Below are 24,231 nucleotides of genomic sequence, written 5' to 3' on the forward strand. Positions count from 1 at the left end.
TTTATGAATAACGTTATCTATCTATTTTTACGGCGCTTAAGGGTACCGTTAATTACTCTGATTGTTGTTTACTCCATCTCAGTACTTGGATTTGTACTTATACCTGGGGAGGATGATCAGGGTAATGTTTACCGAATGGATTTCTTCCATGCGGTTTACTTTGTCTCCTTTATGGGGTCGACCATCGGCTTTGGTGAAATTCCTTATGAATTCACTTCGGCTCAACGTATGTGGACGCTCTTTTGCATCTACGCTACTGTAATCGCTTGGTTATACGGGATAGGTACGACACTGGCTCTGATACAAGAACCCGTATTTGGCCGTATGATGCGCAGGCGTTCCTTCACTGCAGATGTTCGGCAAATGAACGAGCCCTTTTATCTGATTTGTGGCTACGGTGTGACCGGAAGTGTCGTTGTTCGACAGCTAGTACGACGTGACATCCGCGTGGTGGTTGTTGATATCAATCAGGACAAAATAGATGCGTTAGAGATGGATGAGTTACCTGTCTCTGTTTCCGTGCTGTGTGCCGATGCCTCGCTTCCCGATGTCTTAGATGCAGCAGGCCTTCAGCACCCGAAATGTATAGGCATCATGGCGTTAACGAACCATGATCAGGTTAATCTCTCTATTGCGATCGCTAGTAAATTGTTAAATCCTGAGCGGATGGTGATCAGTCGTACCGAATCTGATATTACCTCTGCCAATCTAAAATCTTTTGGTACGGATCTGGTAGTGGACCCGTTCCGTACCTATGCACAGTATCTTTCTTTAGCGGCTCATGCGCCTTATATGCATCTGGTGTATGACTGGATTCACAATCCATTCCATCGTCCGCTTTCCAGCGTCTATCAGCGTACAAAAGGGCGTTGGATCATCTGTGGGCACGGTCGTTTTGGCCGTGCGTTGTATCGCGATTTTGATGAAAGTGATGTCGAACTGACGGTTTTAGATATTGATGCAGAAAAAATAAAAGACCTTCCACATCAAGTAACCGGCGTTGGTACTGAAGCGGTTACACTGATGGAAGCGGGGGTTATGGACGCAGTGGGTATCGTTGCGGGTACCAATAATGATGCCGATAACCTGTCCATCATGATGACCGCTCGAGAATTGAACCCAAAACTCCTGACTGTAGTTAGACAAAACATCCATGCCAATGGCTTGGTTTTTAAAAACAGCCGTGCTGATTTTATTATGGAGCCGGGGCGTATTATCGCTAACCGCATCCTTGCGCATGTTAAATCGCCGCTAGTGCCTATATTTATCGAAGAGATGCGGGATAAGTTTGACGATGTCTGGGCACACACATTGATTAATCGAATGAGCAGTGTGGTAGGGGACAGGGAGTTAGATAGCTGGGCCTATACCGTAGGCGAGAAAGAAACACCTGCTTTTATGGAAGCAAAGAGACAAGGCTTCGACTTAACGCTCTCTCTGTTCTTTAAAGACCCTCACAATCGCAAGAAAAATCTACATGCCTTTCCTCTAATGTTAAAGCGTGGGGATTTTATTGATATGTTGCCTGGTGAGTTGGATGAGCTACAAGAGGGCGATGAAGTCCTGATTTGTGGTTTAAATAAATCCAATCGCCGTATGCAATGGACTGTAAATAATTATAATGTCCTGCATTATGTCATTACGGGCAATGATGCGAGTAACAGTCTACTTTCGCGTTTTTTGCAGAAGAATAAATAAGACTTTCGAGGTCATATTTGGCTTATCTACTGTTGACGCTTACCACGCTTTTTTGGGCGGGTAACTTTGTTTTAGCGCGTGCTTTTTCTGTTGATATCCCCCCGATTACGCTAGCGTTGATTCGCTGGTCATTAGCGTTCGTTATTTTATTACCTTTTGCTATCCCTACCATTTATAAGTATCGCGATGTGATTCGTCAGTATTGGCCTAGGTTAGTGCTGTTTGGCGCTTTGAGTGTTGCTGGCTTTAACACCTTGGCGTATATCGGTTTGCAAACGACGACCGCTATGAATGGCACGTTGATGCAATCGTCAATGCCGATCATGATCCTCTGTATGAGCACATTAGTGCTTCGTGAGTCTGCGACCATGCGGCAATGGTTGGGTGTATTGCTTTCGCTACTAGGTGTTTTAGCGTTGATCAGTAAAGGTGACCCAGAGGCTTTAATGTCGCTTAACTTCAACAGTGGCGACCTTTGGGTGCTACTCGCAATGTTTGTTTGGGCTTGTTACAGCCTAGCATTGCGTTGGAAACCGAAAGAGATGAGTGGGTTTGCGTTCTTCTCGGTTTCTTTAACCGTAGGGGTGATTATTCTAGTACCGCTTTCACTGTTGGAAACCGAGAGAGCTTTGCAGATTCACTGGGATACGGATCTGATGTTACTGATCTCCTATTTAGCCATTTTTCCTTCTATCTTGGCTTATCTGTTTTGGAATTATGGTGTTGAAAAGCTAGGCGCTCATAAAGCTGGATTATTTATTCACCAAGTGCCAATGTGGGGGATTGTATTATCAGTGATTTTCCTCTCAGAGCAGGTTCAGGCTTTTCATTTATGGGGTATCGCTTTAATATTCACAGGGATTTATCTCGCTGTAGTCGCCGGTACGGTTGCCGGTAAAAGCTAGTTATGTAGGAGAAACAATGCGGACTTTTTTGGTTACTTTAATGGCGGTATTTTTGATTTCGCTTCCTATCGCTGAGACAGCTGAAGCTAAACGCTTTGGTGGTGGTTCTTCATTTGGTAAAAGCTTTTCTTCACCTAAAAAATCACAGCCTGCTCAACAGCAACAAAAGCAAGCTGATAAAACGACAACAAACACAACTACAGCACCTAAGAAAAAAGGTTTTGGTGGTTTGATGGCTGGTTTGTTGGCGGGTGGTATTTTTGGCGCGTTGCTATTCGGTGGGGCGTTTGAAGGTCTACAGTTTATGGATCTGATTCTGATCGCCGCGGTGATCTTTATTGTTTACAAAATCTTCTCGATGCGAAAACAGGCGCAGCGTCCAGATTACGCTACTCAAGGTGGTCATGGACAAGGTCAGCCTTATACGCCAGAACAGCCACAACCAATGCAGCGCGAGGCTCAAACTGAGAACGTGCAGGAGTTTAAACCAATGCCTGCTTATGATTCCGGTTGGGGTGATTCTGCTGAGATCGAGATTCCTTCTTGGTTTAATAAAGACGCATTCTTGGAAGGTTCTCGTGAGCACTTTGTAAACCTACAAAAGGCTTGGGATCGTTCTGATTGGGACGAAATCCGTACTTATACTTCTGAAGAGTTGTTTAATGCGCTTCAGCAAGAGCGTGCGAAGTCACCAGCTGATCAGATAACAGAAGTTGTATCGGTTATGTCTGAGTTAGCTAACTTTATCACTCAAGAAGATGAGGTGATTGTGAGCATTAACTTCTACGGTTGGTTGAAAGAGAATGCCTCTGAAGCGACTGAGTTTAATGAAACGTGGCACTTGGCACGTGATATGACCAAAGAAAATGCGGATTGGTTTATCGTAGGTATCGAGCAAAACTAAGCTGATACCTCACCACTAAAAAAGCCAAAGCAATATGCTTTGGCTTTTTTGTATCTGGGATAAGCGAAGAGGTTTACTCTTCGTGATCGCGGATGAATGTCCAAGTATCGCCTTCGGACATGCTCTCAGCGAAACGGTAACCTTCAAGATCAAAACCTTTTAAGTCTTCAGGGTTTTCGATCTTGTTTTGAATAATGTAGCGGGTCATCAAACCTCGAGCTTTTTTAGCGTAGAAGCTGATCATCTTATATTGACCATTTTTCCAGTCTTTAAACGCTGGCGTGATGATACGTGCGGAGATGTTTTTCTCTTTAGCTGCTTTGTAGTACTCATTAGAAGCAAGGTTGATCAGTACCTGCTCTTTCTGTTCAGTAAGTTCCTGATTCAAGCGTTCACAGATCTGAGTGCCCCAAAATTCATATAGGTTTTTACCGCGGCTATTAGTTAGCTTTGTGCCCATTTCTAATCGGTATGGCTGCATCAGATCGAGCGGTTTCAACACGCCATAAAGACCAGACAGAATACGTAGGTGATTCTGTGCAAAAGCTAGGTCTTCTTCCGATAAAGTTTCAGCATCTAAGCCTGTGTATACATCACCTTTAAATGCTAGAACTGCTTGTTTAGCGTTCTCTGTATTGAATTCAGGTGTCCATGATTCATAACGGGCAACGTTTAAACTGGCCAGTTTGTCGCTCAACTTCATCATCTGAGCAATATCCTGTACGGAATGCTTTTTCAGTTCATCAATGAGGAGTTGGGAATGATCAAGAAACTCTGGCTGGCTGTATGTTTCAGTGACAGGGGCAGTTTCATAATCCAGAGTTTTGGCAGGTGATACGACAATCAGCATAGGAAGAATCTATCTTTGCAGTAAAAAGTCTATAGATAATAACCCTGTCTGTAGATACAAAAAAGGCCATTTTTAATATGGCCTTTTCTGGATCGAGTCATCTGCAATTAAGAGGCGGTTCGTTTCTTATAAAGCGTATGAGCAACAGTGCAGATGGCTGTGCCAACACAGACGAGTAGCGCTGGAATAAGTGGGTTTTCTAACGTGCCGGTTATCTTCATTAAAAGTCCTGAAATAAGGAAGCCGCCGAACAGGCATAAAATGCCTGACATCACACACATTACGATTGTATTGAGATTACGCTCAGGGCTTTGAAAAATGTACCAGCCAGCACTGGCAAACAGAGCGGATAAAGTAACCCAGGAAGCGATAGAATCAGTCATAAAATTCTCAGTATTGTTATTGTTGTAGGCCTATTAAGCCCTAACCTAGCAGCGCTGTCATCTCGACATTGGGTGGATACAAGAAACAGCAAAGGAATAGTGAGGGTTATGGGGGCAACCTCCACGTTTTTTCGGTATTATAACCGCCATTAAATTAGTGACATATATTGAGTTGCCACATTTTTTATAGCGGGCAACGCCATGCAGATTAGAGAAGTGAATAATGGATAAGAAAACTGTTCTGACGGGTATCACTACTACAGGTACACCTCACATTGGGAATTACTTGGGTGCGATTAAGCCTGCCATCGAAATGAGTCAGACAGGTGAGTACAACAACTGCTATTTTCTAGCTGATTTCCACGCATTAATTAAGTGCCATGATCCAGAGCGTGTTGCTCAATCAACGCGTGAGATCGCAGCGACTTGGTTAGCGTTAGGCTTAGATACGGATAAAGCGACTTTCTACCGTCAAACAGATATCCCTGAGATCACGGAACTAACGTGGATTCTAACCTGCATGTGTTCTAAAGGTCTGATGAACCGTGCTCACGCTTACAAAGCTTCTGTTGATGCTAACCGCGATGCAGGTAGCAGCGATCTGGATGATGGCATCACAATGGGTCTGTTCAGCTACCCAATCCTAATGGCAGCTGACATCCTGATGTTCAATGCCGATCTTATCCCAGTTGGTAAAGACCAGATTCAACACATTGAGATGGCACGTGATATGGCGGGTCGTTTTAACCACACTTACGAAAACCTATTCACATTGCCAGAAGCGGTAGTGGATGAGCAGACTCAGCTAATTCCGGGTCTGGATGGTCGTAAGATGTCGAAGAGCTACGACAACACGATTCCGTTGTTTGCTTCTGCTGATGAGCTATACAAGCTTATTAAGCAGATCAAAACGGACACGCGCGAGCCGGGTGAACCTAAAGACGCTGATAACAGCACAATCTTCCAGCTATACAACTGCTTTGCTAAAGAAAATGAAGCAGCTGCAATGCGCCAGCAGTTCGAGAACGGTATCGGTTGGGGCGATGCGAAGAAAGAGCTATTTGAGTTCCTAGACGCAAAACTGTCTGCTCCACGTGCTCGCTACAATGAGTTGATGAACGATCTTGGTGAAGTGGAAGAGGTTCTACAGAAAGGTGCAGCGAAAGCACGTGAAATCACTGTGCCGTTGATGGATAAAACGCGAATTGCAGCTGGTATTCGCCCATTAACTTACGTTGCAGAAGCTAAAACGGAAGTTAAAAAGAAAAAAGAGAAATCTGCTGAAGAGATCGCGCGTGCTGAAGAAGGCCGTCGTCGCGGTATCTTGATGCAGCTTAAGCCTCTACTTGAGCAAGTTGCGCAAGCGGACGACAAAGCAGCGGCTGCGCAATCTGTGATCGCTGAGAAAACGGCTCAGGTTGAAGGCTTAAAGAAAAAGCAGAAACAGAAAGCTCAGAATGAACTTGATCTACTTCAAGAAGAGCTAGCGGCTTACCTATAAATCTAAAAAGGCTAAGTTAAATATGTTTGCGACAATCATAAGCGCCGAAGAGCTTCAGAATCACATATCAGAATCTGATTGGGTGGTTTTTGATTGTCGTTTTAATTTAGCGGATACCTCGGCGGGTAAAAATGCCTACCTTGAAGAGCATATCTCAGGGGCGATCTATCTCGATCTTGATCGGGATTTATCCTCGCAGATTACGCCTGAAACGGGTCGTCACCCACTGCCTGATTTAGAACGGTTTGTCGATCGTTTAGCACAGGCTGGTGTGAGCAATAACTCTCAAGTCGTTGTTTATGACGATTGTGCTGGAGCGATGGCGGCACGTTGCTGGTGGTTGTTACGTCTGGTGGGGCATAAAGCGGTAGCAGTGTTAGATGGTGGTCTACCTGCTTGGCAATCGCTAGGTGGTGAGTTAAATGATCATATCCCACAACCGACTTCTACTGCGTATACATTCTCGTTACTGCCTAATCAGAATTTGACGGTAGCCGAGGTTGAACAGGCACTTGATGCTCAGTCCATCTATCTTGTTGATGCTCGTGCAGCCGAGCGCTATAGAGGTGAGGTGGAGCCAATCGACCCAATCGCTGGTCATGTTCCAAGTGCTTTAAACCGTCCACTGACGGATAACTTAGCCGAGGGTAAATTTAAGCCTGCAGCTCAGCTTCGTGAAGAGTGGTTAAGCGTCTTAGGCGGTAAATCGGTCGAAGCCGTGGTTCATATGTGTGGGTCCGGTGTGACAGCTTGTCACAATCAGTTGGCGATGGAGATTGCGGGATTGAGTGGTAGCCGGGTTTATAGTGGTTCTTGGAGCGAGTGGATCAGAGATCTAGCTCGCCCAATTGCGACTAAGTCCTAAATTTATCTGCCAATCTCATTAAGATTCCAGTCGTAGTGATAGTCTGAAACCTCTGTAGCGTGTTTCAGTTTCTCTTTTAGATCAGCATTGGCGTATTGCCTTAGGTGCTCGATCAGCTCACTTTCGGTGTTGCCGAAATCCTCTTTAAACCACTTATAGATACTGGAAAGGTGCAGGTCATTACCTTCAAAGTGTGCGCCTCGAGAGTGGTTGATATAATTCTTAGCGCCTTGATTTAGAAGCTGTTCGTTATTGTCTGCGGTAAAGGCCTGCGGTTGAAGGTTCGGGCAGCCGATTGATGCACAATTAACGGCATAGTGGATGCGTGGGTCTTTCCAAATAGGGCGGAGAATACGATGTTCAATATCGTCTAGGCTTACTTGTTTCCCATTCACTGCTAGCAGTTGTTTTTTCCAAGGACCATCGCTGAAAAAGCCCGGTGAAATATCGATATCCCGAATCGACTTCACGGGGTAATGGTCCAGAATCACATCAACCGTCAGCGCGTTATATAAATTGATCCAATAAGCTTGCTGTTCAGCGCGGTTGTATTGATGAATATTAATAGCAGCTAAGCGTTGAAGATAAGCTTTAAGTTCAGTTCTATCTGCTGTAGATACATTGGCGTAGTTGATCAGATTGATGCCATCAGAAGAGCGCTTAACATAGCGTTGAATGTATCGGTCCCAAGCAGAATGGTCGATAGTGGCTGTGCTTGCTTGATCATGTTTAAGCCAAAAATTCCAAAGTTCGGCACTTGGGGCTGCAATAGCTAGGGTACTGAAAAGCCATAGGCAGGCTGTTGCTAAGAATTTATTTATCATCATTCATTACTATTCATTAAAAGCATGTTTTAAGTGTGACTTTGAATATTGCTGAAAATTCCCTCACAGAATTTTTTTAAAGCTCTATTTAAACGCTCTATCGAAGCGATCAATTTAAATCAATGTTGGCAACGGTAAGATCCCTCTATACTGTGATGGTAATTATTGAGGGGATTTTGAGGACATTGTTATGGCACAGTATCAAAAGGGTGTGATTGCAGAGGCAAGCCCATTTGCTCTTTTTCTGACGTTTAATCAAACTCGAACATCAGATGCGTTAAGCAGGGTAAAACAGCTACTAGCAAAGGTACCTAGCCTTGAGCGTGAATTTAACCAAAGCTATCCAGATGGCGAGATTCATATCGTAGCAGCGATCGGTAGCCACTACTGGTCGCAACTGCAGATTGGACCTGCACCGAGTGCTCTTAAGCCATTCCCAAATTTTGAAAATGGTGAAAACGTTGCACCTAATACACCTGTAGATTTGTTTTTCCATATTCGATCTCAAGGGAAAGACCTTAACTTTTTAGTCGCGCAAAAGCTTCGAGAGGAGCTAGCTGGTGCGGTAACGCTAGTTGAAGAGGTCGAAGGCTTTAGATATCTGGATTCGCGCGATCTTACTGGTTTTGTCGATGGTACTGAAAACCCTGAAGGAGATAACCGAGTCAGTGTGGCGGTTGTAGGTGAAGAGGATGCCCTGTTTAGTGGCGGTTCTTATATTCATATCCAACGTTATGAGCATAATATGCCATTCTGGAACGCTCAGCCTACTAAACTGCAGGAAGATACTGTCGGGCGAACTAAAACGGATAACATTGAGTACCCATCCTCAGAAAAAGCACTCACAGCGCATACCAAACGGACTTCGCTGAAAGATGCTGATGGCAACTCCATCGAAATACTCAGGCATAGTATGCCTTACGGTGATACTCAGACGTGCGGGTTACTCTTCGCTAGTTACTGTCGTACACCGGATAACTTTACACTGATGCTGCAAAGCATGATTGAGGGTGATGGCCATGGTCATACCGATCACCTTTTGAAATATACTCGTGCGGTCACAGGGCATTCACTATTCGCACCGTCGGCCTCGTTTCTCGAATCGTTGGTTAATTAACAAGCAAGGTGACTGAGCTTGGGCTAGGCTTAAAGGTATGCTTATAAAAAGAGTCGATACCATGCAGCCTACTGTAAGAACCCGAGCAATTGCGGTTGTCACCGTTGATGGGGAGAACTACGAAATTGATGGATGCTATCAAGGTAAGCAAAGAAAGGCGTCTTGGTTCAATGTAATTAAAACAAGTGATCGAAAGATACAGGCCGAACACTTAGATGAATTTCCTTCCCCTGACAAGATCCGTGAAATATTAAATTGATCTGAAAATCAGTTAATAAAAAAGCCAGCTAAGATGCTGGCTTTTTCGTTTATGCGAACTCTTTTAGTAAGACTTACTGCACCATTTCGTTATCTGTGAACATGCCTTCAAACAGAGCTGAAGATAGGTAACGTTCGCCAGAATCTGGAAGGATAACAACGATGTTCTTATCTTTGTTTTCAGGCTGTTGCGCAACACGAAGCGCAGCACATAGCGCAGCACCGCAAGAGATACCTGCCATGATGCCTTCTTTTTCCATTAGCAAGCGTGCTGTTTCAATAGCATCTTCGTTGCTTACCTGCTCAACCTGATCAACTAGTTCTAGGTCTAAGTTTTTCGGTACAAAGCCAGCGCCAATACCCTGAATCTTATGCGGAGATGGTTTAACTTCTTCGCCGTTAATCGTCTGTGTAATAACTGGTGAAGAAACAGGTTCAACCGCAACGGATGTGATCGCTTTGCCTTGAGTGTTTTTGATGTAACGAGAAGTACCAGTGATCGTACCACCTGTACCTACACCAGCGACTAGGATATCCACTTGGCCGTCTGTGTCGTTCCAGATCTCTGGGCCTGTTGTTTTTTCGTGGATTTCTGGGTTAGCCGGGTTTTCAAACTGTTGCAGCATCATGTGAGTACCTGGATTCGCATCCACGATCTCTTGTGCTTTATCAATCGCACCTTTCATGCCTTTAGCTGGTTCTGTTAGAACGATCGTTGCACCTAGTGCTTTCATGATCTTACGGCGCTCAAGGCTCATAGAAGAAGGCATAGTGAAGACAATGTCGTAGCCACGAGACGCTGCTACGAAAGCTAGTGCAATACCTGTGTTACCACTGGTTGGCTCAACCATGGTCATACCCTGTTTTAGGGCACCACTCTTTTCAGCAGACCAGATCATGTTTGCGCCGATACGACATTTTACGGAGCCAGCTGGGTTGCGAGATTCGATTTTTCCGAAAATATTCAGGCCTGGAGCAAAACGCTTAAGGTGAACGAGCGGAGTGTTACCAATAGTGAGGGAGTTATCTTCGTAAATCTTCATTCTGCTACCCTGTTTAATCCTTTTTATTAGGCGATATATCTAAAATGAATATATGTCGCGTCTTTTATTCGTTATCAAGTCTAGAAGTTGTATCTCAGAATTGCTGCGCTGATCAAGGCTTTTTCTATCTTTGGTGATATTTACAATCTTTAGGGTCGATGATGGTATTATTTTCACGATCTCAATTGCCTTTTTAGGGTCTTATAATGCGTGCATTTAATCGACTTCTAGCGCCTGTTATTTTTGCTATCGCTTATGCGTTGTTCCGCTCACCGATAAAACAGCGTTCCAAGAAGAAGCATGACTTTGTGATGAAATTTTTCGATTTGCGGCCGATAACGGTCATAGACGTGCATTGTCTGTGTATGGGCATTTACTGCATTTCCGTGGAGATGGCGTACAAAATCGCATTCAGGGAGGGATTTACATCCAGCAGGCGGCGGAAAAAGGTGATGCAAAAGCGCAGTATCAAATGGGTAAAATCTTTGAAGAGGGTTTTGAGCATTATTTTCAACCTGACCCGACCAAGGCGTTAAAGTTTTACACACAAGCAGCCGAGCAGGCGCATCAACTTGCTGTTCGTCGCTTGGTCGATATCTATACCGATGGCGAGCTAGATCAAGAACCTAATCAAGAGCGAGCAAAGCAGTGGCAGGCTAAGCAGTCAAAGCTTTAGTTATTCAATTATTCCGACGACATGGTTTCAAACTGAGTCACACCATCAGGCATAACTTCCCAGCGTGCTTTAGAGCCGACATATATGTGTTGACCAATCTCGATCTCAGGCTCACCATTTACGCAGCCTAAAGTGACCTGTAATACCTGGTCATTGTGTACGGTACACAAGGTTGATCCGCACTTCTTGCAGAACTTCACACCGAAGCCTTGTTGGTTGGTGTATGAGGTTAAGAGGGATTCTCCACTTGTCCATTTGAATTGATCCGGTTCGACAAAAGCAACTGCAGAAGCTTGGGCGTTAAATAACTTGCGGCAGCGGGAGCAATGACAGGATCGGCCGTCTTTTAAATGGCCATCAATACGGTATGTAACTTCGCCACAAAAACATTCACCGGTGATTGGCATCCATATTCTCCTTAACTATTGGTCGGCTAGTTCTGTTTAGATCGTTTGTATTGAGTAATAAAAATCTCAAAGGTTCGATCTAACTCGTCTGCGGAGCTGTTTTCATTATTGAGTTTTAACAGCTCTGTGACGGTTTCTGCCGTACAGAGATGGTCTTTATCAGGATTGCGGCGTAGGTCGTAACGACTTGGCGTTTCTGGATCGAACGCCAGTAATGGTAAGTCGGATAGCCACGGGCTTTTGCGAACGATCTTACGTACCTCTTTCCATGTACCGTCTGGAATAATGATCAGAGTTTTTCTATCTGGTGTACTCCCTGTGAATTTCTTGCTTCGACTAATAAGCTCGGGGCGGTCAGCAGGGAATAGCAGCCAAGTATCGGTATTCTTATCTTGAATGCGATTGATTAACTCTTGTGGCGGGTCGGTACGTTGCCAGATATAGGTAGAGCTATTAGGCAAAACCTTTTGGATAATCTTGCTGGTGGTTGTTGGGCGCGGCGGCTCATTTTCGTGTAGCAGCAATGCTAACTCTAATTGGCTACCTTGAGGTGTAATTTGGCTGCAGCAGCAATAGGGAATTGCTAGGCCGCAGCCTTCACAAAATGAATCGGGCAAAGTGTTATCGTTTTTCCATTTGAACTTTAAATTTCAGAGTTACTTCGCCTTGAGGAGGTACTTCCAATTTCCAGCGCGCACTGCCGCCCATCACTTTTTCAAATGGGTGGCTACTCTCTTTCATCGCCCATTGTAGCGGGAAATTACCGGTCATTTCTAATTTTGCGGCGGTGGTACGGCTGTTACTGATTTTCAGCTCCTGCGCAACCATAAAGCCGTTAAAGGTCTTACTAAAATGTGTTTGCTTACGGTGGATAGATACATCGAAGGCTTTTCCTTGCTGGATCTTAACCTCATCGTTTTCACCGGTATGCCCAATGTTACCGCCCCCGGCAAACTGCAGTGAACCTTTGCTGTCAGGGGTAAACGTGCGAACTTTACCAGCAGGTAATGGCGTACCTAGATTACTCTCTTTATCGTTTTTAAAGGTCAACGTCAGTTGAGGTTTTACTCGATGCTGATTGCGTTCCAAGGTTGGGTAGATCAAGAATTCATAGTTATAGCTACGTGCTACAGGAATCTCTTTGGCTGTCAGAAAGGATACTTGTTTTACTTGCCCATTTAGCAAGTCTACCTTGCGAGGGAGATCGAATAGGTGGAAGTCACCTAAGCTCTCTTGTGCCATAGTTTTAGGCGCTGAACGAGCCATCGCACCGACTGCAAAATCAGCCTGTAGCATCTCAGCATGGCGATTGCTGCCAGGGTTATTTAGGCTTCCTGCAACGAGAGATATTTGAGTGTCTTTGTAATCAGCGCCAGTATTGTTGGTTAGGCTAGCAAGTCCGTCTAGGGAGGCTTTATTACCCGCTTCATTCAAGGTTAAAACGTAATCCATGCCCCAATTTAAGCCGCCCGTCAGATAACTGATGCGAGACAGTTGTGACTTCGAAGTGCCAGCAGTACGGAAGTTTACGCTTGGTTTGCTCAATAGCTGTGGCGGTAGGCTAGGGAAAATGAATCGCCACTGATTATTAAGCGGAATGCTTTCAAAACGGTTATTGCGCTTAATCAGTGCGCGGTTACCGTCCATATTTAGCAACTCCACCTGACTGATAACCTCTTGGCCTGAAACAGGGTTTAAGCGCGCTAGTTGCAGCTGCTTACCCACATAATGTTTAAGTAGATTGCGTTGGTTAAGCAGGTTGGTATTTAGGTTCTGCTCTAGGATTTTTCCAGCGTTATCAATCCGCAAGCTTTCTACTTGAAGTTGCTCGCTGACATCTTCTAACGTGATTTGCTGATCTGTACGTAGTCGTGGAAGCTGGCGTGTTTCTCTGACTAAACCCAAGTTTTGGTTATACAGCGTTAGGTTAAGTGACTTACGTTGCTCGGAACTGATTTGAAGGGCGTCTGCCGCTTGAGCAGTTAATGGCAGAAGGCCCGCTATAAGCAAGCAAAGGTATGATTGGCATTTGTTCATATCTATATTGTCCCTGAATCTTTAGTCCATTAAGGCAACGTCAGGCTTAACTTAGGCTGAGCAGTTAAGCCAGAAACTCGTTCTAGTCTAGATCTAAAGCAACACGGAAGCCCCAGCTGTTGCGTTTAGAATCTATAGGGTGGCGGTAGCGACTGGCAGGTCTAATTAAACGATCGATCTCAAACCAAGAACCGCCGCGCATAACCCGATTTTTACAAGCTCTCTCCTGATAAGCTGATCCGTCTATAGGTGCAGAAGCGTAGTTTTCGAGATAGCAATCTGCAACCCACTCATCAACGTTACCGGTCATGTCGTGAAGTCCCCATTCGTTGGCAGGGAAACTACCGACAGGTGCTGTTTGTTGACCATCCCATTGACTTCCGCAGCCTGCACAAGCAGCCATATTTTCTTTTAGCTCATTTCCCCACCAATAAGTGGTTAAGCTGCCAGCTCGAGCTGCATACTCCCATTCAGCTTCTGTCGGAAGGCGATAAGGCTGACCTGTTTCACCACTGAGCCATCTGGTATAAGCAACTGCATCGCGCCAAGTTACGTTGATCACAGGGCGATTACCTCGCCCCCAACCACCGTCATCGGGCAGGGCTCTGCGGGTCGCTTTGGCAAAGGCATCATATTCGGCAAAGGTCACTTCAAATCGAGAAAGGGCAAATGGCTTTTTGATAGTGACAACATGCACAGGCTTTTCATTATCGTCACCAATGCCCGCTTGGTCGCCCATACGGAAGTTTCCTGAAGGCAGTACGACCATATCTGGACCATATAGGGTGTCGGATATCTGATCTTTAAATAATTGCTGTCCCGGTTCATCTGGCTCTTGATTGTTGAGTTTTTTCAAGGCCGCTTCTAAATCATGTTCTAGAACCGCTTTGCTTATTGTGAGCGAGCGAAGCTCTTTTTTCTGATTGTTGTGAAGCTCTTGTTGAGCTTGTAAAGAATCGTACATTTGCTGTAAGGCTTCTTGCTGCTTCTTGATTTGCAGAGCCTGAAAGTCTTTCTCTTTGAAGTTCATGAAGTCAGAGATAAACCAACCAAGCAGGTAGCCACTAATAAACAGCACAGAGCCTGCTATGGTATAGATCGCTGTTTTAGGTATTTTAGGCAACTTTAAGCCGACCTTAAGTTTATCTTTTAAAGAAGGCTTGCTCTCTTCTGATGTAAGTTCTTCGCTCTCTGTATCATCGTTTACCGAAGCGTCGGTTGTAGCTTCGCCATCTTCTGTGCTTTCAGATTCGGCAGGCGCAGTCTCGTCCTCTGTTTGTGGAGGGAAGAGGGCTTTAACAAGCTCTGTACAGTTAGGTGGACGCTCTTCTAAATCGGTTGAAAGCGCTTTTTGGAGAACCTCCCACTGTTCATTATCTAATCCAGAAGGTTGATCTAGTTGTTTACGAACTCTATCTGCTTCCCCTTCGGTACTTTTAAAAGCAGGTTTGCCGGTAAATAACTCATACAAAATGCAGGCGTAAGAATATACGTCGGTTTTGCGGCTTAACTGGCTAGGGTGAAAAGCTTCGGGCGATTGGTATTGCTGGTAATGGAAAGGCTCTTTGCTAAAAGCCGCAATCGCTTCATAACATTCACGTACGGCAAAGAGTGTGAGTTTTACCCCGCCCTTACGGTTGATAAAGATCGTTTCGCTATCCAAACAGGCATGTGGCTTTCGTAACTTTTGAAAGCCCATATCTATAGCATAAGCAACTTGTCTGATCAGACCCAGCTGTTGATTGGGCTGAAGTGAATTACCTTTTTTAATGAGGGCCGCTAGGGTCAGGCCATCAAGTTTTTCGTAGGAAAGGAAAAGTAGCCCACCTTTATGACTGAAGAAACCATAGCATTCAGCTATATGCTTGTTTTGCAGTTGCTTGCTGAGCGCTGCATGCTTTTTGATATTTTCGGCAAAACTATTTTGTTTAAGAAAATTAGGATTAAGAATAAGCAGGGTAACTAAAGGGCTGCCTGCAACGCCAACATCTTCCGCTTGCCATAGTTGTCCAAACGGATGAGGACTGTTGTGTTTGATAAGTTTAAAACGATGATGCTCTGGACCAAGGAGAGTTCCTTCTTGTAAAGCATCATAAATAGTTTCTGGCGAGTCGCTCATAAAGACTGATCCTATTCCTTATCCATGTGCATATCATAGACAAGGCCAGCCTTCTTGGTTAGCACTATTTTGCTACTTTTTATTGGAACACTTTGATTTATAACGCCTAGGAAGCTTTGATATAGGAAAACTTCCTAGGACTAGGTTGTTCAGCTTCAGATATTCAGATAGATGTATCTAAAGGAGGGAAGCTTTTAATTAGATCATCCACGGCTTTCATCTGTGTTAGGTATGCTTCAAGCGTGCTTAATGGTAGCGCACAAGGGCCATCACATTTGGCTTTTTCTGGATCAGGGTGTGCTTCTAAGAATAGACCGGCAATGCCCTGAGATAAGCCTGCGCGAGAAAGTTGGGCGGCAAGTGCGCGGCGACCACCGGCTGAATCGGCACGGCCCCCGGGCATTTGTAGAGCGTGGGTTGCATCAAACATAACGGGGTAGCCAAACTCTTTCATGATAGAGAAGCCGAGCATATCAACGATCAAGTTATTGTAGCCGTAGCAAGAACCACGTTCACATAAGATCAAACGATCGTTTCCAGCATCTTCACACTTGTGCAGGATGTGTTTCATCTCTTGTGGCGCTAGGAACTGTGCTTTCTTAATGTTAATAACCGCATCGGTTTTAGCCATCGCTTCTACCAGATCCGTCTGGCGTGACAGAAAGGCTGGAAGCTGGATGATATCGCATACTTCGGCAGCAGGCGCTGCTTGGAATGGCTCGTGTACATCAGTAATCAAAGGCACTTTGAATGTGTCTTTGATCTCTTGAAGGATCTTAAGGCCCTCATCTAAACCGGGACCACGGAAAGAGGTTAGGGAAGAACGGTTTGCTTTATCGAACGATGCTTTAAAAACGTAAGGGATGCCTAGCTTTTCAGTAACAGTGACATAGTGTTCGGCAATCTCCATGGCTAAGTCACGGGATTCCAATACGTTCATGCCGCCAAATAGCACCATCGGTTTGTCGTTGGCAATTTCAAAATCTGCGACGTGTACGCTCTTCTGTTGCATCTTTGTAGTCATCCATAAAAGTCAGAAAGATGCATTATAACGGCTTCTTAGCAGAGAGGCTTTTAATTTGTTGTTGGAAAAAGGTGTGCGTATTTTCCAATCCATTCAAGCGCTGCATCTTGATCTGAGAGCTCGCGGCCCTCTTCATTCAGCACATGGCTCCTATAGCGTTGTATATAACAAAGCTGCTCTAACATACGAATACGTATGAGCGCGTCAGAGTTGTTAAAAGTGATCCCTAACTCATAGCCCTGAGGAGTGTCGTCACAGCTTTGAATAACGCCATAAACCTCTAGATTTTCAGCAATGCTAGGGATTTTGATCTGTATCTTTTCTCCAGAATGGAATGGGGTTGGGGAGTGACAGATAAGTTGGAGTGAAGAGGGGAGTGTAGAAACCGAATCGGTCTCTTGGAGCTTGAGTTCGATTGGGAACTCATCGGGATGACGTATAAGCACTTTTGAATCGCCCATGATAATCACCTTACCAGTACTGCCAGTATAGCTATGAATCGCATAACTGTTGTATTTTAGTTATCGGCTGGTGTTTTCCAGTCTGAAGAAATAAATGGTTAGAAACTGTACGACTTTGGAGTGAATACGAGGGGACCTTATGTCAGAGCATAAAGAAGGCCAAGCAGCACCAGATGAAGCCTGCAAACAATTACAGGAAAGTAAGAAGACCTTGTTGCTGTCGACTCTGAGTGCCGAAGGGTTCCCTGAAATTAGTTATGCGCCCTATGTGAAGGATAAGCAGGGGAGCTTTTATATTTTCATTAGTGAGTTAGCAGCGCATACCCAGAGTTTGTTAGTTAACAATGAATGTTCCGTGATGTTTATTACTGATGAAGAACAGTCGCAGAATATCTTTGCGCGTGAGCGTCTTATCTATAGCTGTTTATCCGAACAGGTTGATAATCAAGATGATGCCTATCAGAGCATGCTGGATGATTTAGAAGGGAAGTTTGGGAACGTTGTGGGGATGTTACGTTCCCTGCCAGATTTTCATTTGTTTAGATTAAAACCGCAGCAGGGACGTTATGTCGTAGGTTTCGGTAAGGCTTATGTTGTAGATCCTAGTTCTGGATCGTTGGAACATATCAACGAGAAAACGTTAAAAGAATCGAAACCGGATTAGATATGAGGATGATTAGGCGGCTCCGCCCATCATCTCCACAACAACTGTTTTTACCAAAAAGGCAGCTAAGCCCAAGCCTAAGGCAAAAAATAGAATGGCAGTACCGAATTTACCGGCGTTGGATTTTTTTGCTAGATCGTAAATGATAAAGAATATGAAACCAGCAAATACTGCAAGACCAATATTCAGAGCAATTGCTTCCATTTCTGCTAGACGCATTTAGGCTACCTCTGCTTTAAGCTTAAAATTGGCTGCAAATCATACAGGATTTTGTTGTAGAACGGTACTCAGGGAGTGTTGCTCAAAAGCGTACGTTGCGCTTTAAATTTGCACCAAAATTTGGCGTGGAATTGGACGACTTGCGATGGGTCAAAAAAATAAAAAAAAGTTGGATTGCGGTAGAAAATCTTAGCTCCCCTGAAAGCCCCGTCATATCAATGATTTCGCTGTATTAGAGCGTTCGCCTACACTCTAAAAATTCCAAAATCAAGAGTTGCATTCAACTCTCATATCACTATATTTAGTGTCTTGAATGACTTGAAGCACCACATGTTGTGCCTCTTGAAAGAGTAGAGTCTAAAACCTGCTGCCCGCATGATCGCGTTATTTTTCATGCTTTTGCCAGATTTTAACGGCAAGTTCAGGGTTAAAAGCAGGATCATAATTACAAATATATCTGAGTGTTATTTGGAAGGTCGCATGCAGCAAGATCTGATGGTTACCAAAAGGGATGGTCGGCAAGAAAAGCTAGATCTAGAAAAGATCCATAAAGTAGTTATCTGGGCCGCTGAAGGATTAGAAGCAGTATCACCGTCAGAAGTTGAGCTTAAAGCTCACTTACAGTTCTTCGAAGGTATGAAAACCTTCGATATTCACGAGACTTTAATCAAGTCTGCTGCCGATCTTATTTCGGAAGATGCACCTGATTACCAATACCTATCTGCTCGCTTAGCTATCTTCCATTTGCGCAAGCGTGCATTTGGTCAGTTCGAGCCACCACACCTGTACCAACATGTTGCAACACAGGTTGAAGCGGGTCGTTATGACAAACATCTAATCGCAGACTACACAGAAGAAGAGTGGGGCGTTCTTAACGACTACCTAGATCACAAACGTGATATGAACTTCTCTTACTCTGCGGTTAAACAGCTGGAAGGTAAGTACCTTGTCCAGAACCGTGTAACTGGCGAAGTTTACGAAAGCCCACAGATCCTTTACATGCTAGTGGCGGCTTGCCTATTCGCGGATTACCCGAAAGAAACGCGTTTGGATTATGTTAAGCGTTTCTACGATGCGACTTCTCTATTTAAGCTATCTCTGCCTACGCCAATCATGGCAGGTGTGCGTACACCTACACGTCAGTTCAGCTCATGCGTACTGATTGAAACAGGTGACAGCCTAGACTCTATCAATGCTACATCTGCATCGATTGTTAAATACGTATCTCAGCGTGCAGGTATTGGTATCAACGCTGGTGGTATTCGTGCACTAGGTAGCCCAATCCGTAACGGTGAGGCGTACCACACAGGTTGTATCCCATTCTATAAGCACTTCCAGACAGCAGTGAAATCCTGCTCTCAGGGTGGTGTGCGTGGTGGTGCAGCAACGCTGTTCTACCCAATTTGGCACTTAGAAGTTGAATCTCTATTGGTTCTTAAAAACAACCGTGGTGTTGAAGAGAACCGTGTACGTCACCTTGATTACGGCGTACAGATCAACAAGCTAATGTACACTCGCTTGATCAAAGGCGGCGACATTACATTGTTCAGCCCACACGAAGTGCCGGGTCTATACGAAGCCTTCTTTGCTGATCAAGATGAGTTTGAGCGCCTATACGTTCAATACGAGAACGACCCAAACATCCGTAAAGAGAAAATCAAAGCGGTTGAACTGTTCGGTATTCTTGCTGCAGAGCGTGCTCAGACAGGTCGTATCTACATTCAAAACGTTGACCACTGTAATACGCACAGCCCATTTGATCCGGCTGTTGCACCTGTTAAACAGTCTAACCTTTGCTTGGAAATCGCACTGCCAACTAAACCGTTGCAGCATGTGAATGATCCAGAAGGTGAGATTGCACTTTGTACGCTGTCTGCGTTTAACCTAGGTGCCCTAGAGAACCTAGATGAGCTAGATAACCTGGCTGATCTGATTGTTCGTGCGTTGGATAACCTATTGGATTATCAGGATTACCCAATCCCAGCAGCGCATACATCGACAATGAATCGTCGTCCTCTAGGTGTTGGTGTGACTAACTTCGCATACTACCTAGCGAAGAACGGCGTTAAGTACTCCGATGGTTCTGCAAACGGCCTAGTACACAAAACATTTGAAGCGGTTCAGTACTACCTACTGAAAGCTTCTAACGAGCTAGCTAAAGAGCGCGGTGCTTGTCCTAAGTTTGACGAGACTGTTTACTCGAAAGGCTTGCTACCAATCGACACTTATAAGCGCGAAGTAGATGAGTTCTGTGAAGAGCCACTGCACTACTTCTGGGAAACACTACGCGAAGACATCAAAGAGTTTGGTCTACGTAACAGTACCCTAACAGCGCTAATGCCATGTGAAACATCTTCACAGATAACTAACTCGACTAACGGTATTGAGCCACCACGTGGTTATGTATCGGTTAAGGCGAGTAAAGATGGCATCATGAAGCAGGTTGTTCCGGGTTACACCGAACTACGCGACCAGTATGAGCTGCTTTGGGATATTCCAAACAACACCGGTTACCTTCAACTTGTTGGTATCATGCAGAAGTTTGTGGATCAGTCGATCTCTGCAAATACTAACTACGACCCTTCGTTGTTCCCGAACGACAAAGTACCGATGAAGCAGCTTCTTCAAGACCTGCTTACGGCATACAAATACGGTGTCAAAACCCTTTATTACCATAACACCCGTGATGGTGCTTCTGACCAAGCAGATGATGGGGGTTGTGAAGGTGGTGCGTGCAAACTGTAATAAGTTTGCCGCTATCCACTGACCACTCAGAGTAGAGCGCCTGTCACAATGTGGCAGGCAATATAACTAGATTTATCCAGGTTTCAGGAACGAACACTCCGATGGCGTACACTACGTTCAGTCACAGTACTCACGATGCAACTAAAGAGCCGATGTTTTTCGGTAAAAGCGTAAACGTTGCTCGTTACGACAGACAAAAATATCCAATCTTTGAAAAGCTGATTGAAAAGCAGCTGTCGTTCTTCTGGCGTCCAGAAGAGGTCGATCTATCGACTGACCGTAAAGATTTTATGAATATGCCGGAGCACGAAAAGCATATTTTCTTGAGTAACTTGAAGTACCAGACGCTGCTGGATTCTGTTCAAGGACGTTCACCTAACGTTGCCTTTCTACCAGTCGTTTCTATACCTGAGTTGGAAACATGGTTCGAGACTTGGGCCTTTAGTGAAACGATTCACAGCCGCTCTTACACGCATATTATTCGTAATATCATTACTGAACCATCTGAAGTATTCGATCAGATCGTGACAAACCCAGAGATCATTCGCCGTGCGGATTCTGTGACACGTTTGTACGATGAGTTCATCAACCTATCCAGTGTTTACAGCATTCACGGTGAAGGTCTACATACGGTTGATGGCAAGGTTTACGACACCTCTATGCGTAACCTTAAGAAGAAACTTTACCTAACGTTAGTATCTATCAACGTACTAGAAGCGATCCGTTTCTACGTGAGCTTTGCATGTTCTTTTGCCTTTGCTGAGCGTGCGATCATGGAAGGTAATGCTAAGATCATCAAACTGATCGCCCGTGATGAAGCGCTGCACCTAACGGGTACGCAGCACATGCTAAACATCATGGCATCTGGCGCTGATGATCCAGTCTTTAAAGATATTGCTAAAGAGTGCGAGCCTGAGGTTTACGCCATCTTTAAAGAAGCAGCTCAACAAGAGAAAGATTGGGCTGAGTACCTGTTCCGTGAAGGTTCGATGATCGGTCTTAACGCTCAGATCCTATCTGACTACGTTGAGTACATCACTAACGTACGTATGAAAGCGTTGAACTTGGAAGAGATCTTCTCATCACGTCAAAACCCACTGCCGTGGATGAATGCGTGGTTGATCAGTGACAACGTTCAAGTGGCACCGCAGGAAGCGGAGATCAGCTCTTACCTTGTAGGTCAGATCGACAACGAGGTGGATGAAGGTGATTTCGACGGCTTTGATCTATAAGAGGCAAGCGCATGTCTGGCCCATCACGCATCAAAGTTAACCATCACCATACGTTCTACTATCAGTACGAACCAACCTTACTCGACGCGCTGGAAGCACAAGAGATTCCAGCGCCATACAACTGCCGCGGTGGATACTGCGGCTGTTGTAAAGTTCGCCTGATCGAAGGTGAAGTTCAATATGTTCAAGAGAGCTTATTGGACCTGCAGGATGACGAAGTCCTCACCTGCTGCTGTATCCCGAAGACACATATCGAATTAGAGATGCCTGACGAGTAAGTGGGCACTTCCTAATCCTTTCTTGCACCGAAAAATTAATGCACAGCTACAAAAAAGTGCGGTGATATCTGTGGATTTCACCGTTGTGCATTATTCTTGTGCACAGCTAAAAATTTTCTTTGTCAATATTGCAATAATTAATTTTTTAAAGTTTAAAAAATCTTATTGATTTATATAACTAATTGAAATTAAAGGGTTAATTTTTATTGGGTTAAATTTTAAACTATTTGCTGAATTCAACGTAATCAGTGCCTTTCAGCGATCTACCCAAAAACTATTCACTGAGTTATCCACAGAAGGTGGGGATGTTTTTCATTTGGTAAAAATTGTCGTTTGTGGACAAGAGATGGGATAACTCGGTTTGTTTTCTTCCACAAGTAATCTTGTTAAGTTAGCTTAGTCGTTATGTGACATTAAATGCCCAGTCAGACTCTAAAAGAACTTTGTATCTAGAATGAGGTATTTTGAAGAATTACAAGCTCGATCAGTTTGTAGGGTGTAATAGCAAAGCGTATAGCTCCATCAATTCTATTATTCATTTCCCACAAAAAACGACTGATAGCTCTTTGGCGTTACCGCTACACGTTTCTTGAAATGCCTTTGAAAATGGCTTTGATCGGCAAAGCCCAATTCCAGTGCCGTTTCAGCTAATCCATTCCCTTGTTGCAGTAGTTGCTTTGCTCTATTGATTCGTTGATTCAGTTGATAGGCATGCGGGGCTTGGCCGTATTGCTGTTTAAAGCTGCGGATCAGGTGGTAGCGGCTTAGTCCGGTTTCGGCGCAAAAGTCATCGAGAGACCAAGGAGAATCGAGTTGGTCCATGATTAGCTCTTTTACTCTGTGGATATGGAAGTTATCCAGCGCCTTTTGATCGCTTTGGGTATTAAGATCTTTGCCAAACAGCGTTTTCAGATATTCAATCAACAGGGTTTCAGCTGCGAGTTTATTGTCGCTTTCACAGAGCTGCTTAAATAGGCTATCGAACTGCGAAAATAAACTAGGGGTACTTTGCAGAACTTGGTTAAACGCGAGGTAATCTTGATTGTTGCTGTTGAATAACTCGCTTTGTAACTCGCCAATCCAATCGGTATCGATAAACAGCATTCGATAAGACCATTCACCTGCATCAGGGTTGCAGGAGTGAGCATCGCCCGGGTTAATCGTTACCGTGGTGCCTTGATGGATCTTATTCGCTTGTTTCAGGTTGTGGTATTTGGCGCTACCGGTATCAATCACGCCAAACGAAAATTCGTCATGGGAGTGAGTTTGGTAACAAGCTGCAGAGCGATGGGCTGAGCGCATTTCAATAAAAGGCAGCGAAGCACAGCGAGCAAAAAACTCGGCTGGCTTTTGAGTGTTGGGTTTGCTGGTCTTTTTCATCGGCTAACTCAGGAGCTAATTTATCCAGATTGGTGCAATCGTTAGAAATAGCATTATGCCCATAATGCGGTTAAATAGCTTTTTCTGTTTGGGTTGCGCTAGATAATCCTTAATCAGATGCCCAGCGATAGCCCAAGTTCCAACTCCAATCAGGCACGCAGCAAAAGATATTGCGCCAAACACACCTAAATATAGTTGAGGCTCGGACTGGTTTAGTACAAATACACTCACACCTGAGATCGAGACTAACCAGGCTTTAGGGTTGAGCCCTTGGCTGAGTGCGCCTTGTATAAAAGTAGGCGGTGTTGAACTCTGTTCTTGCTCATTGGACTCACTGGCTGCCGTAGCAATTTTGTATGCCATATAGATAAGAAAGGCGCTGCCTAGATATTTAAGGATGACCAATAGCTGCGGATTGTTTTGAAACAGCTGATGAGTACCTACACCTGCAAGTAAAACAATCAATGTGTAAGAGGTCGTCGCCCCGAGTACATGGGGCAGGGTACGTAAAAAACCATAAACCGCAGCGGAACTGGTTGCGATGATATTCACAGGGCCGGGGGTAATCGCACCGACAAGGGCAAATACAGCCATAGAAAGTGTGAGTGCAAACATAGGAAACCTTCTAACGGAAATTATTG

General features: G+C 44.6%; 25 protein-coding genes. 12 read left to right on the forward strand and 13 right to left on the reverse strand.

The genetic code is table 11. The features are described 5' to 3' along the window. The first annotated feature begins 3 nt into the window (after positions 1 to 3). From ACMXYO_RS03805 to ACMXYO_RS03815, 3 genes are read left to right on the forward strand one after another with little or no spacing between them, the layout of a single operon-like run. Positions 4 to 1,698, forward strand: coding sequence for an NAD-binding protein (locus ACMXYO_RS03805; protein WP_415887145.1), 1,695 nt, complete (start codon positions 4 to 6; stop codon positions 1,696 to 1,698). Positions 1,699 to 1,715: 17 nt separating this feature from the next. After that, the gene (locus tag ACMXYO_RS03810) at positions 1,716 to 2,603 is read left to right on the forward strand and encodes a DMT family transporter (RefSeq protein WP_415887146.1); all 888 of its coding nucleotides are present in this window, start codon (positions 1,716 to 1,718) and stop codon (positions 2,601 to 2,603) included. A gap of 40 nt (positions 2,604 to 2,643) precedes the next feature. Beyond that, the gene (locus ACMXYO_RS03815) at positions 2,644 to 3,507 is read left to right on the forward strand and encodes a Tim44 domain-containing protein (protein ID WP_415887148.1); all 864 of its coding nucleotides are present in this window, start codon (positions 2,644 to 2,646) and stop codon (positions 3,505 to 3,507) included. 73 nt (positions 3,508 to 3,580) lie between these two features. Here the strand turns inward: ACMXYO_RS03815 and yaaA are convergent, their stop codons facing one another. Continuing rightward, positions 3,581 to 4,357: a peroxide stress protein YaaA gene (gene yaaA / locus ACMXYO_RS03820; protein WP_415887149.1), complete on the reverse strand. Its 777-nt coding sequence runs from the start codon at positions 4,355 to 4,357 to the stop codon at positions 3,581 to 3,583. 107 nt (positions 4,358 to 4,464) lie between these two features. After that, positions 4,465 to 4,740 carry a hypothetical protein gene (locus tag ACMXYO_RS03825; RefSeq protein WP_415887150.1) on the reverse strand — a complete coding sequence of 92 codons (276 nt, stop codon included), beginning with the start codon at positions 4,738 to 4,740 and terminating at the stop codon, positions 4,465 to 4,467. Positions 4,741 to 4,963: 223 nt separating this feature from the next. Between ACMXYO_RS03825 and ACMXYO_RS03830 the strand changes: the two genes are divergently transcribed. Both ACMXYO_RS03830 and ACMXYO_RS03835 read left to right on the forward strand, forming a co-directional pair. Beyond that, the gene (locus tag ACMXYO_RS03830) at positions 4,964 to 6,241 is read left to right on the forward strand and encodes a tryptophan--tRNA ligase (RefSeq protein ID WP_415887151.1); all 1,278 of its coding nucleotides are present in this window, start codon (positions 4,964 to 4,966) and stop codon (positions 6,239 to 6,241) included. A 22-nt stretch (positions 6,242 to 6,263) separates the two neighbouring features. Then, positions 6,264 to 7,106, forward strand: coding sequence for a sulfurtransferase (locus ACMXYO_RS03835; protein ID WP_415887153.1), 843 nt, complete (start codon positions 6,264 to 6,266; stop codon positions 7,104 to 7,106). 2 nt (positions 7,107 to 7,108) lie between these two features. Here the strand turns inward: ACMXYO_RS03835 and ACMXYO_RS03840 are convergent, their stop codons facing one another. Then, positions 7,109 to 7,933 carry a DUF547 domain-containing protein gene (locus ACMXYO_RS03840; RefSeq protein ID WP_415887154.1) on the reverse strand — a complete coding sequence of 275 codons (825 nt, stop codon included), beginning with the start codon at positions 7,931 to 7,933 and terminating at the stop codon, positions 7,109 to 7,111. 187 nt (positions 7,934 to 8,120) lie between these two features. Between ACMXYO_RS03840 and ACMXYO_RS03845 the strand changes: the two genes are divergently transcribed. Together ACMXYO_RS03845 and ACMXYO_RS03850 are read left to right on the forward strand one after the other, a co-directional pair. Then, the gene (locus ACMXYO_RS03845) at positions 8,121 to 9,047 is read left to right on the forward strand and encodes a Dyp-type peroxidase (RefSeq protein ID WP_415887156.1); all 927 of its coding nucleotides are present in this window, start codon (positions 8,121 to 8,123) and stop codon (positions 9,045 to 9,047) included. A 37-nt stretch (positions 9,048 to 9,084) separates the two neighbouring features. Next, entirely contained in the window at positions 9,085 to 9,306 is a 222-nt protein-coding gene (locus ACMXYO_RS03850; RefSeq protein WP_415887158.1) for a hypothetical protein, read from the forward strand. Between the two features lie 73 nt (positions 9,307 to 9,379). On the opposite strand, the gene cysK is transcribed toward ACMXYO_RS03850, so the two are convergent. Beyond that, complete coding sequence (cysK, locus tag ACMXYO_RS03855; protein WP_415887160.1) at positions 9,380 to 10,348, reverse strand: cysteine synthase A; 969 nt, start codon at positions 10,346 to 10,348, stop codon at positions 9,380 to 9,382. Positions 10,349 to 10,709: 361 nt separating this feature from the next. Here cysK and ACMXYO_RS03860 point away from each other — a divergent pair, with 361 nt between their 5' ends. Next, positions 10,710 to 11,024 (forward strand): tetratricopeptide repeat protein, encoded by a 315-nt coding sequence (locus ACMXYO_RS03860; protein ID WP_415887162.1) that lies wholly within the window; start codon positions 10,710 to 10,712, stop codon positions 11,022 to 11,024. Positions 11,025 to 11,032: 8 nt separating this feature from the next. On the opposite strand, the gene ACMXYO_RS03865 is transcribed toward ACMXYO_RS03860, so the two are convergent. From ACMXYO_RS03865 to ACMXYO_RS03890, 6 genes are all read right to left on the reverse strand, one after another. Next, a complete protein-coding gene (locus ACMXYO_RS03865) occupies positions 11,033 to 11,431 on the reverse strand; it encodes a GFA family protein (protein ID WP_415887164.1) in 399 nt (132 codons plus the stop codon). Positions 11,432 to 11,457: 26 nt separating this feature from the next. Continuing rightward, positions 11,458 to 12,048: a tRNA-uridine aminocarboxypropyltransferase gene (locus ACMXYO_RS03870; RefSeq protein WP_415887166.1), complete on the reverse strand. Its 591-nt coding sequence runs from the start codon at positions 12,046 to 12,048 to the stop codon at positions 11,458 to 11,460. 4 nt (positions 12,049 to 12,052) lie between these two features. Continuing rightward, on the reverse strand, positions 12,053 to 13,468 hold the full coding sequence (locus tag ACMXYO_RS03875) for a DUF4139 domain-containing protein (RefSeq protein ID WP_415887168.1): 1,416 nt from the start codon (positions 13,466 to 13,468) through the stop codon (positions 12,053 to 12,055). Between the two features lie 82 nt (positions 13,469 to 13,550). Next, entirely contained in the window at positions 13,551 to 15,587 is a 2,037-nt protein-coding gene (locus ACMXYO_RS03880; RefSeq protein ID WP_415887170.1) for an SUMF1/EgtB/PvdO family nonheme iron enzyme, read from the reverse strand. A gap of 163 nt (positions 15,588 to 15,750) precedes the next feature. Further along, entirely contained in the window at positions 15,751 to 16,599 is an 849-nt protein-coding gene (gene kdsA / locus ACMXYO_RS03885; RefSeq protein ID WP_415887172.1) for a 3-deoxy-8-phosphooctulonate synthase, read from the reverse strand. 62 nt (positions 16,600 to 16,661) lie between these two features. Then, entirely contained in the window at positions 16,662 to 17,072 is a 411-nt protein-coding gene (locus ACMXYO_RS03890) for a hypothetical protein (RefSeq protein WP_415887174.1), read from the reverse strand. Positions 17,073 to 17,211: 139 nt separating this feature from the next. Between ACMXYO_RS03890 and ACMXYO_RS03895 the strand changes: the two genes are divergently transcribed. After that, positions 17,212 to 17,736, forward strand: coding sequence for a HugZ family protein (locus ACMXYO_RS03895; RefSeq protein WP_415887176.1), 525 nt, complete (start codon positions 17,212 to 17,214; stop codon positions 17,734 to 17,736). Positions 17,737 to 17,748: 12 nt separating this feature from the next. Here the strand turns inward: ACMXYO_RS03895 and ACMXYO_RS03900 are convergent, their stop codons facing one another. After that, a complete protein-coding gene (locus tag ACMXYO_RS03900; protein WP_415883698.1) occupies positions 17,749 to 17,955 on the reverse strand; it encodes a DUF2788 domain-containing protein in 207 nt (68 codons plus the stop codon). Between the two features lie 480 nt (positions 17,956 to 18,435). On the opposite strand from ACMXYO_RS03900, the gene nrdA reads away from it, so the two are divergent. From nrdA to yfaE, 3 genes are all read left to right on the forward strand, one after another. Continuing rightward, positions 18,436 to 20,700, forward strand: a complete 2,265-nt coding sequence (gene nrdA / locus ACMXYO_RS03905) for a class 1a ribonucleoside-diphosphate reductase subunit alpha (protein ID WP_415887178.1) — start codon at positions 18,436 to 18,438, stop codon at positions 20,698 to 20,700. 101 nt (positions 20,701 to 20,801) lie between these two features. Then, positions 20,802 to 21,932: a class Ia ribonucleoside-diphosphate reductase subunit beta gene (gene nrdB, locus ACMXYO_RS03910; protein WP_415887180.1), complete on the forward strand. Its 1,131-nt coding sequence runs from the start codon at positions 20,802 to 20,804 to the stop codon at positions 21,930 to 21,932. A gap of 11 nt (positions 21,933 to 21,943) precedes the next feature. Next, complete coding sequence (gene yfaE / locus ACMXYO_RS03915) at positions 21,944 to 22,210, forward strand: class I ribonucleotide reductase maintenance protein YfaE (protein ID WP_415883701.1); 267 nt, start codon at positions 21,944 to 21,946, stop codon at positions 22,208 to 22,210. Between the two features lie 531 nt (positions 22,211 to 22,741). Here yfaE and ACMXYO_RS03920 read toward each other — a convergent pair. Further along, positions 22,742 to 23,590, reverse strand: coding sequence for an AraC family transcriptional regulator (locus ACMXYO_RS03920; RefSeq protein WP_415887182.1), 849 nt, complete (start codon positions 23,588 to 23,590; stop codon positions 22,742 to 22,744). Positions 23,591 to 23,605: 15 nt separating this feature from the next. Next, a complete protein-coding gene (locus tag ACMXYO_RS03925) occupies positions 23,606 to 24,205 on the reverse strand; it encodes a LysE family translocator (RefSeq protein WP_415887184.1) in 600 nt (199 codons plus the stop codon). Between the last annotated feature and the right edge of the window lie 26 nt (positions 24,206 to 24,231).

The organism is Neptuniibacter sp. QD37_6 (assembly GCF_047778085.1).
Taxonomy (GTDB): Bacteria; Pseudomonadota; Gammaproteobacteria; order Pseudomonadales; family Balneatricaceae; genus Neptuniibacter.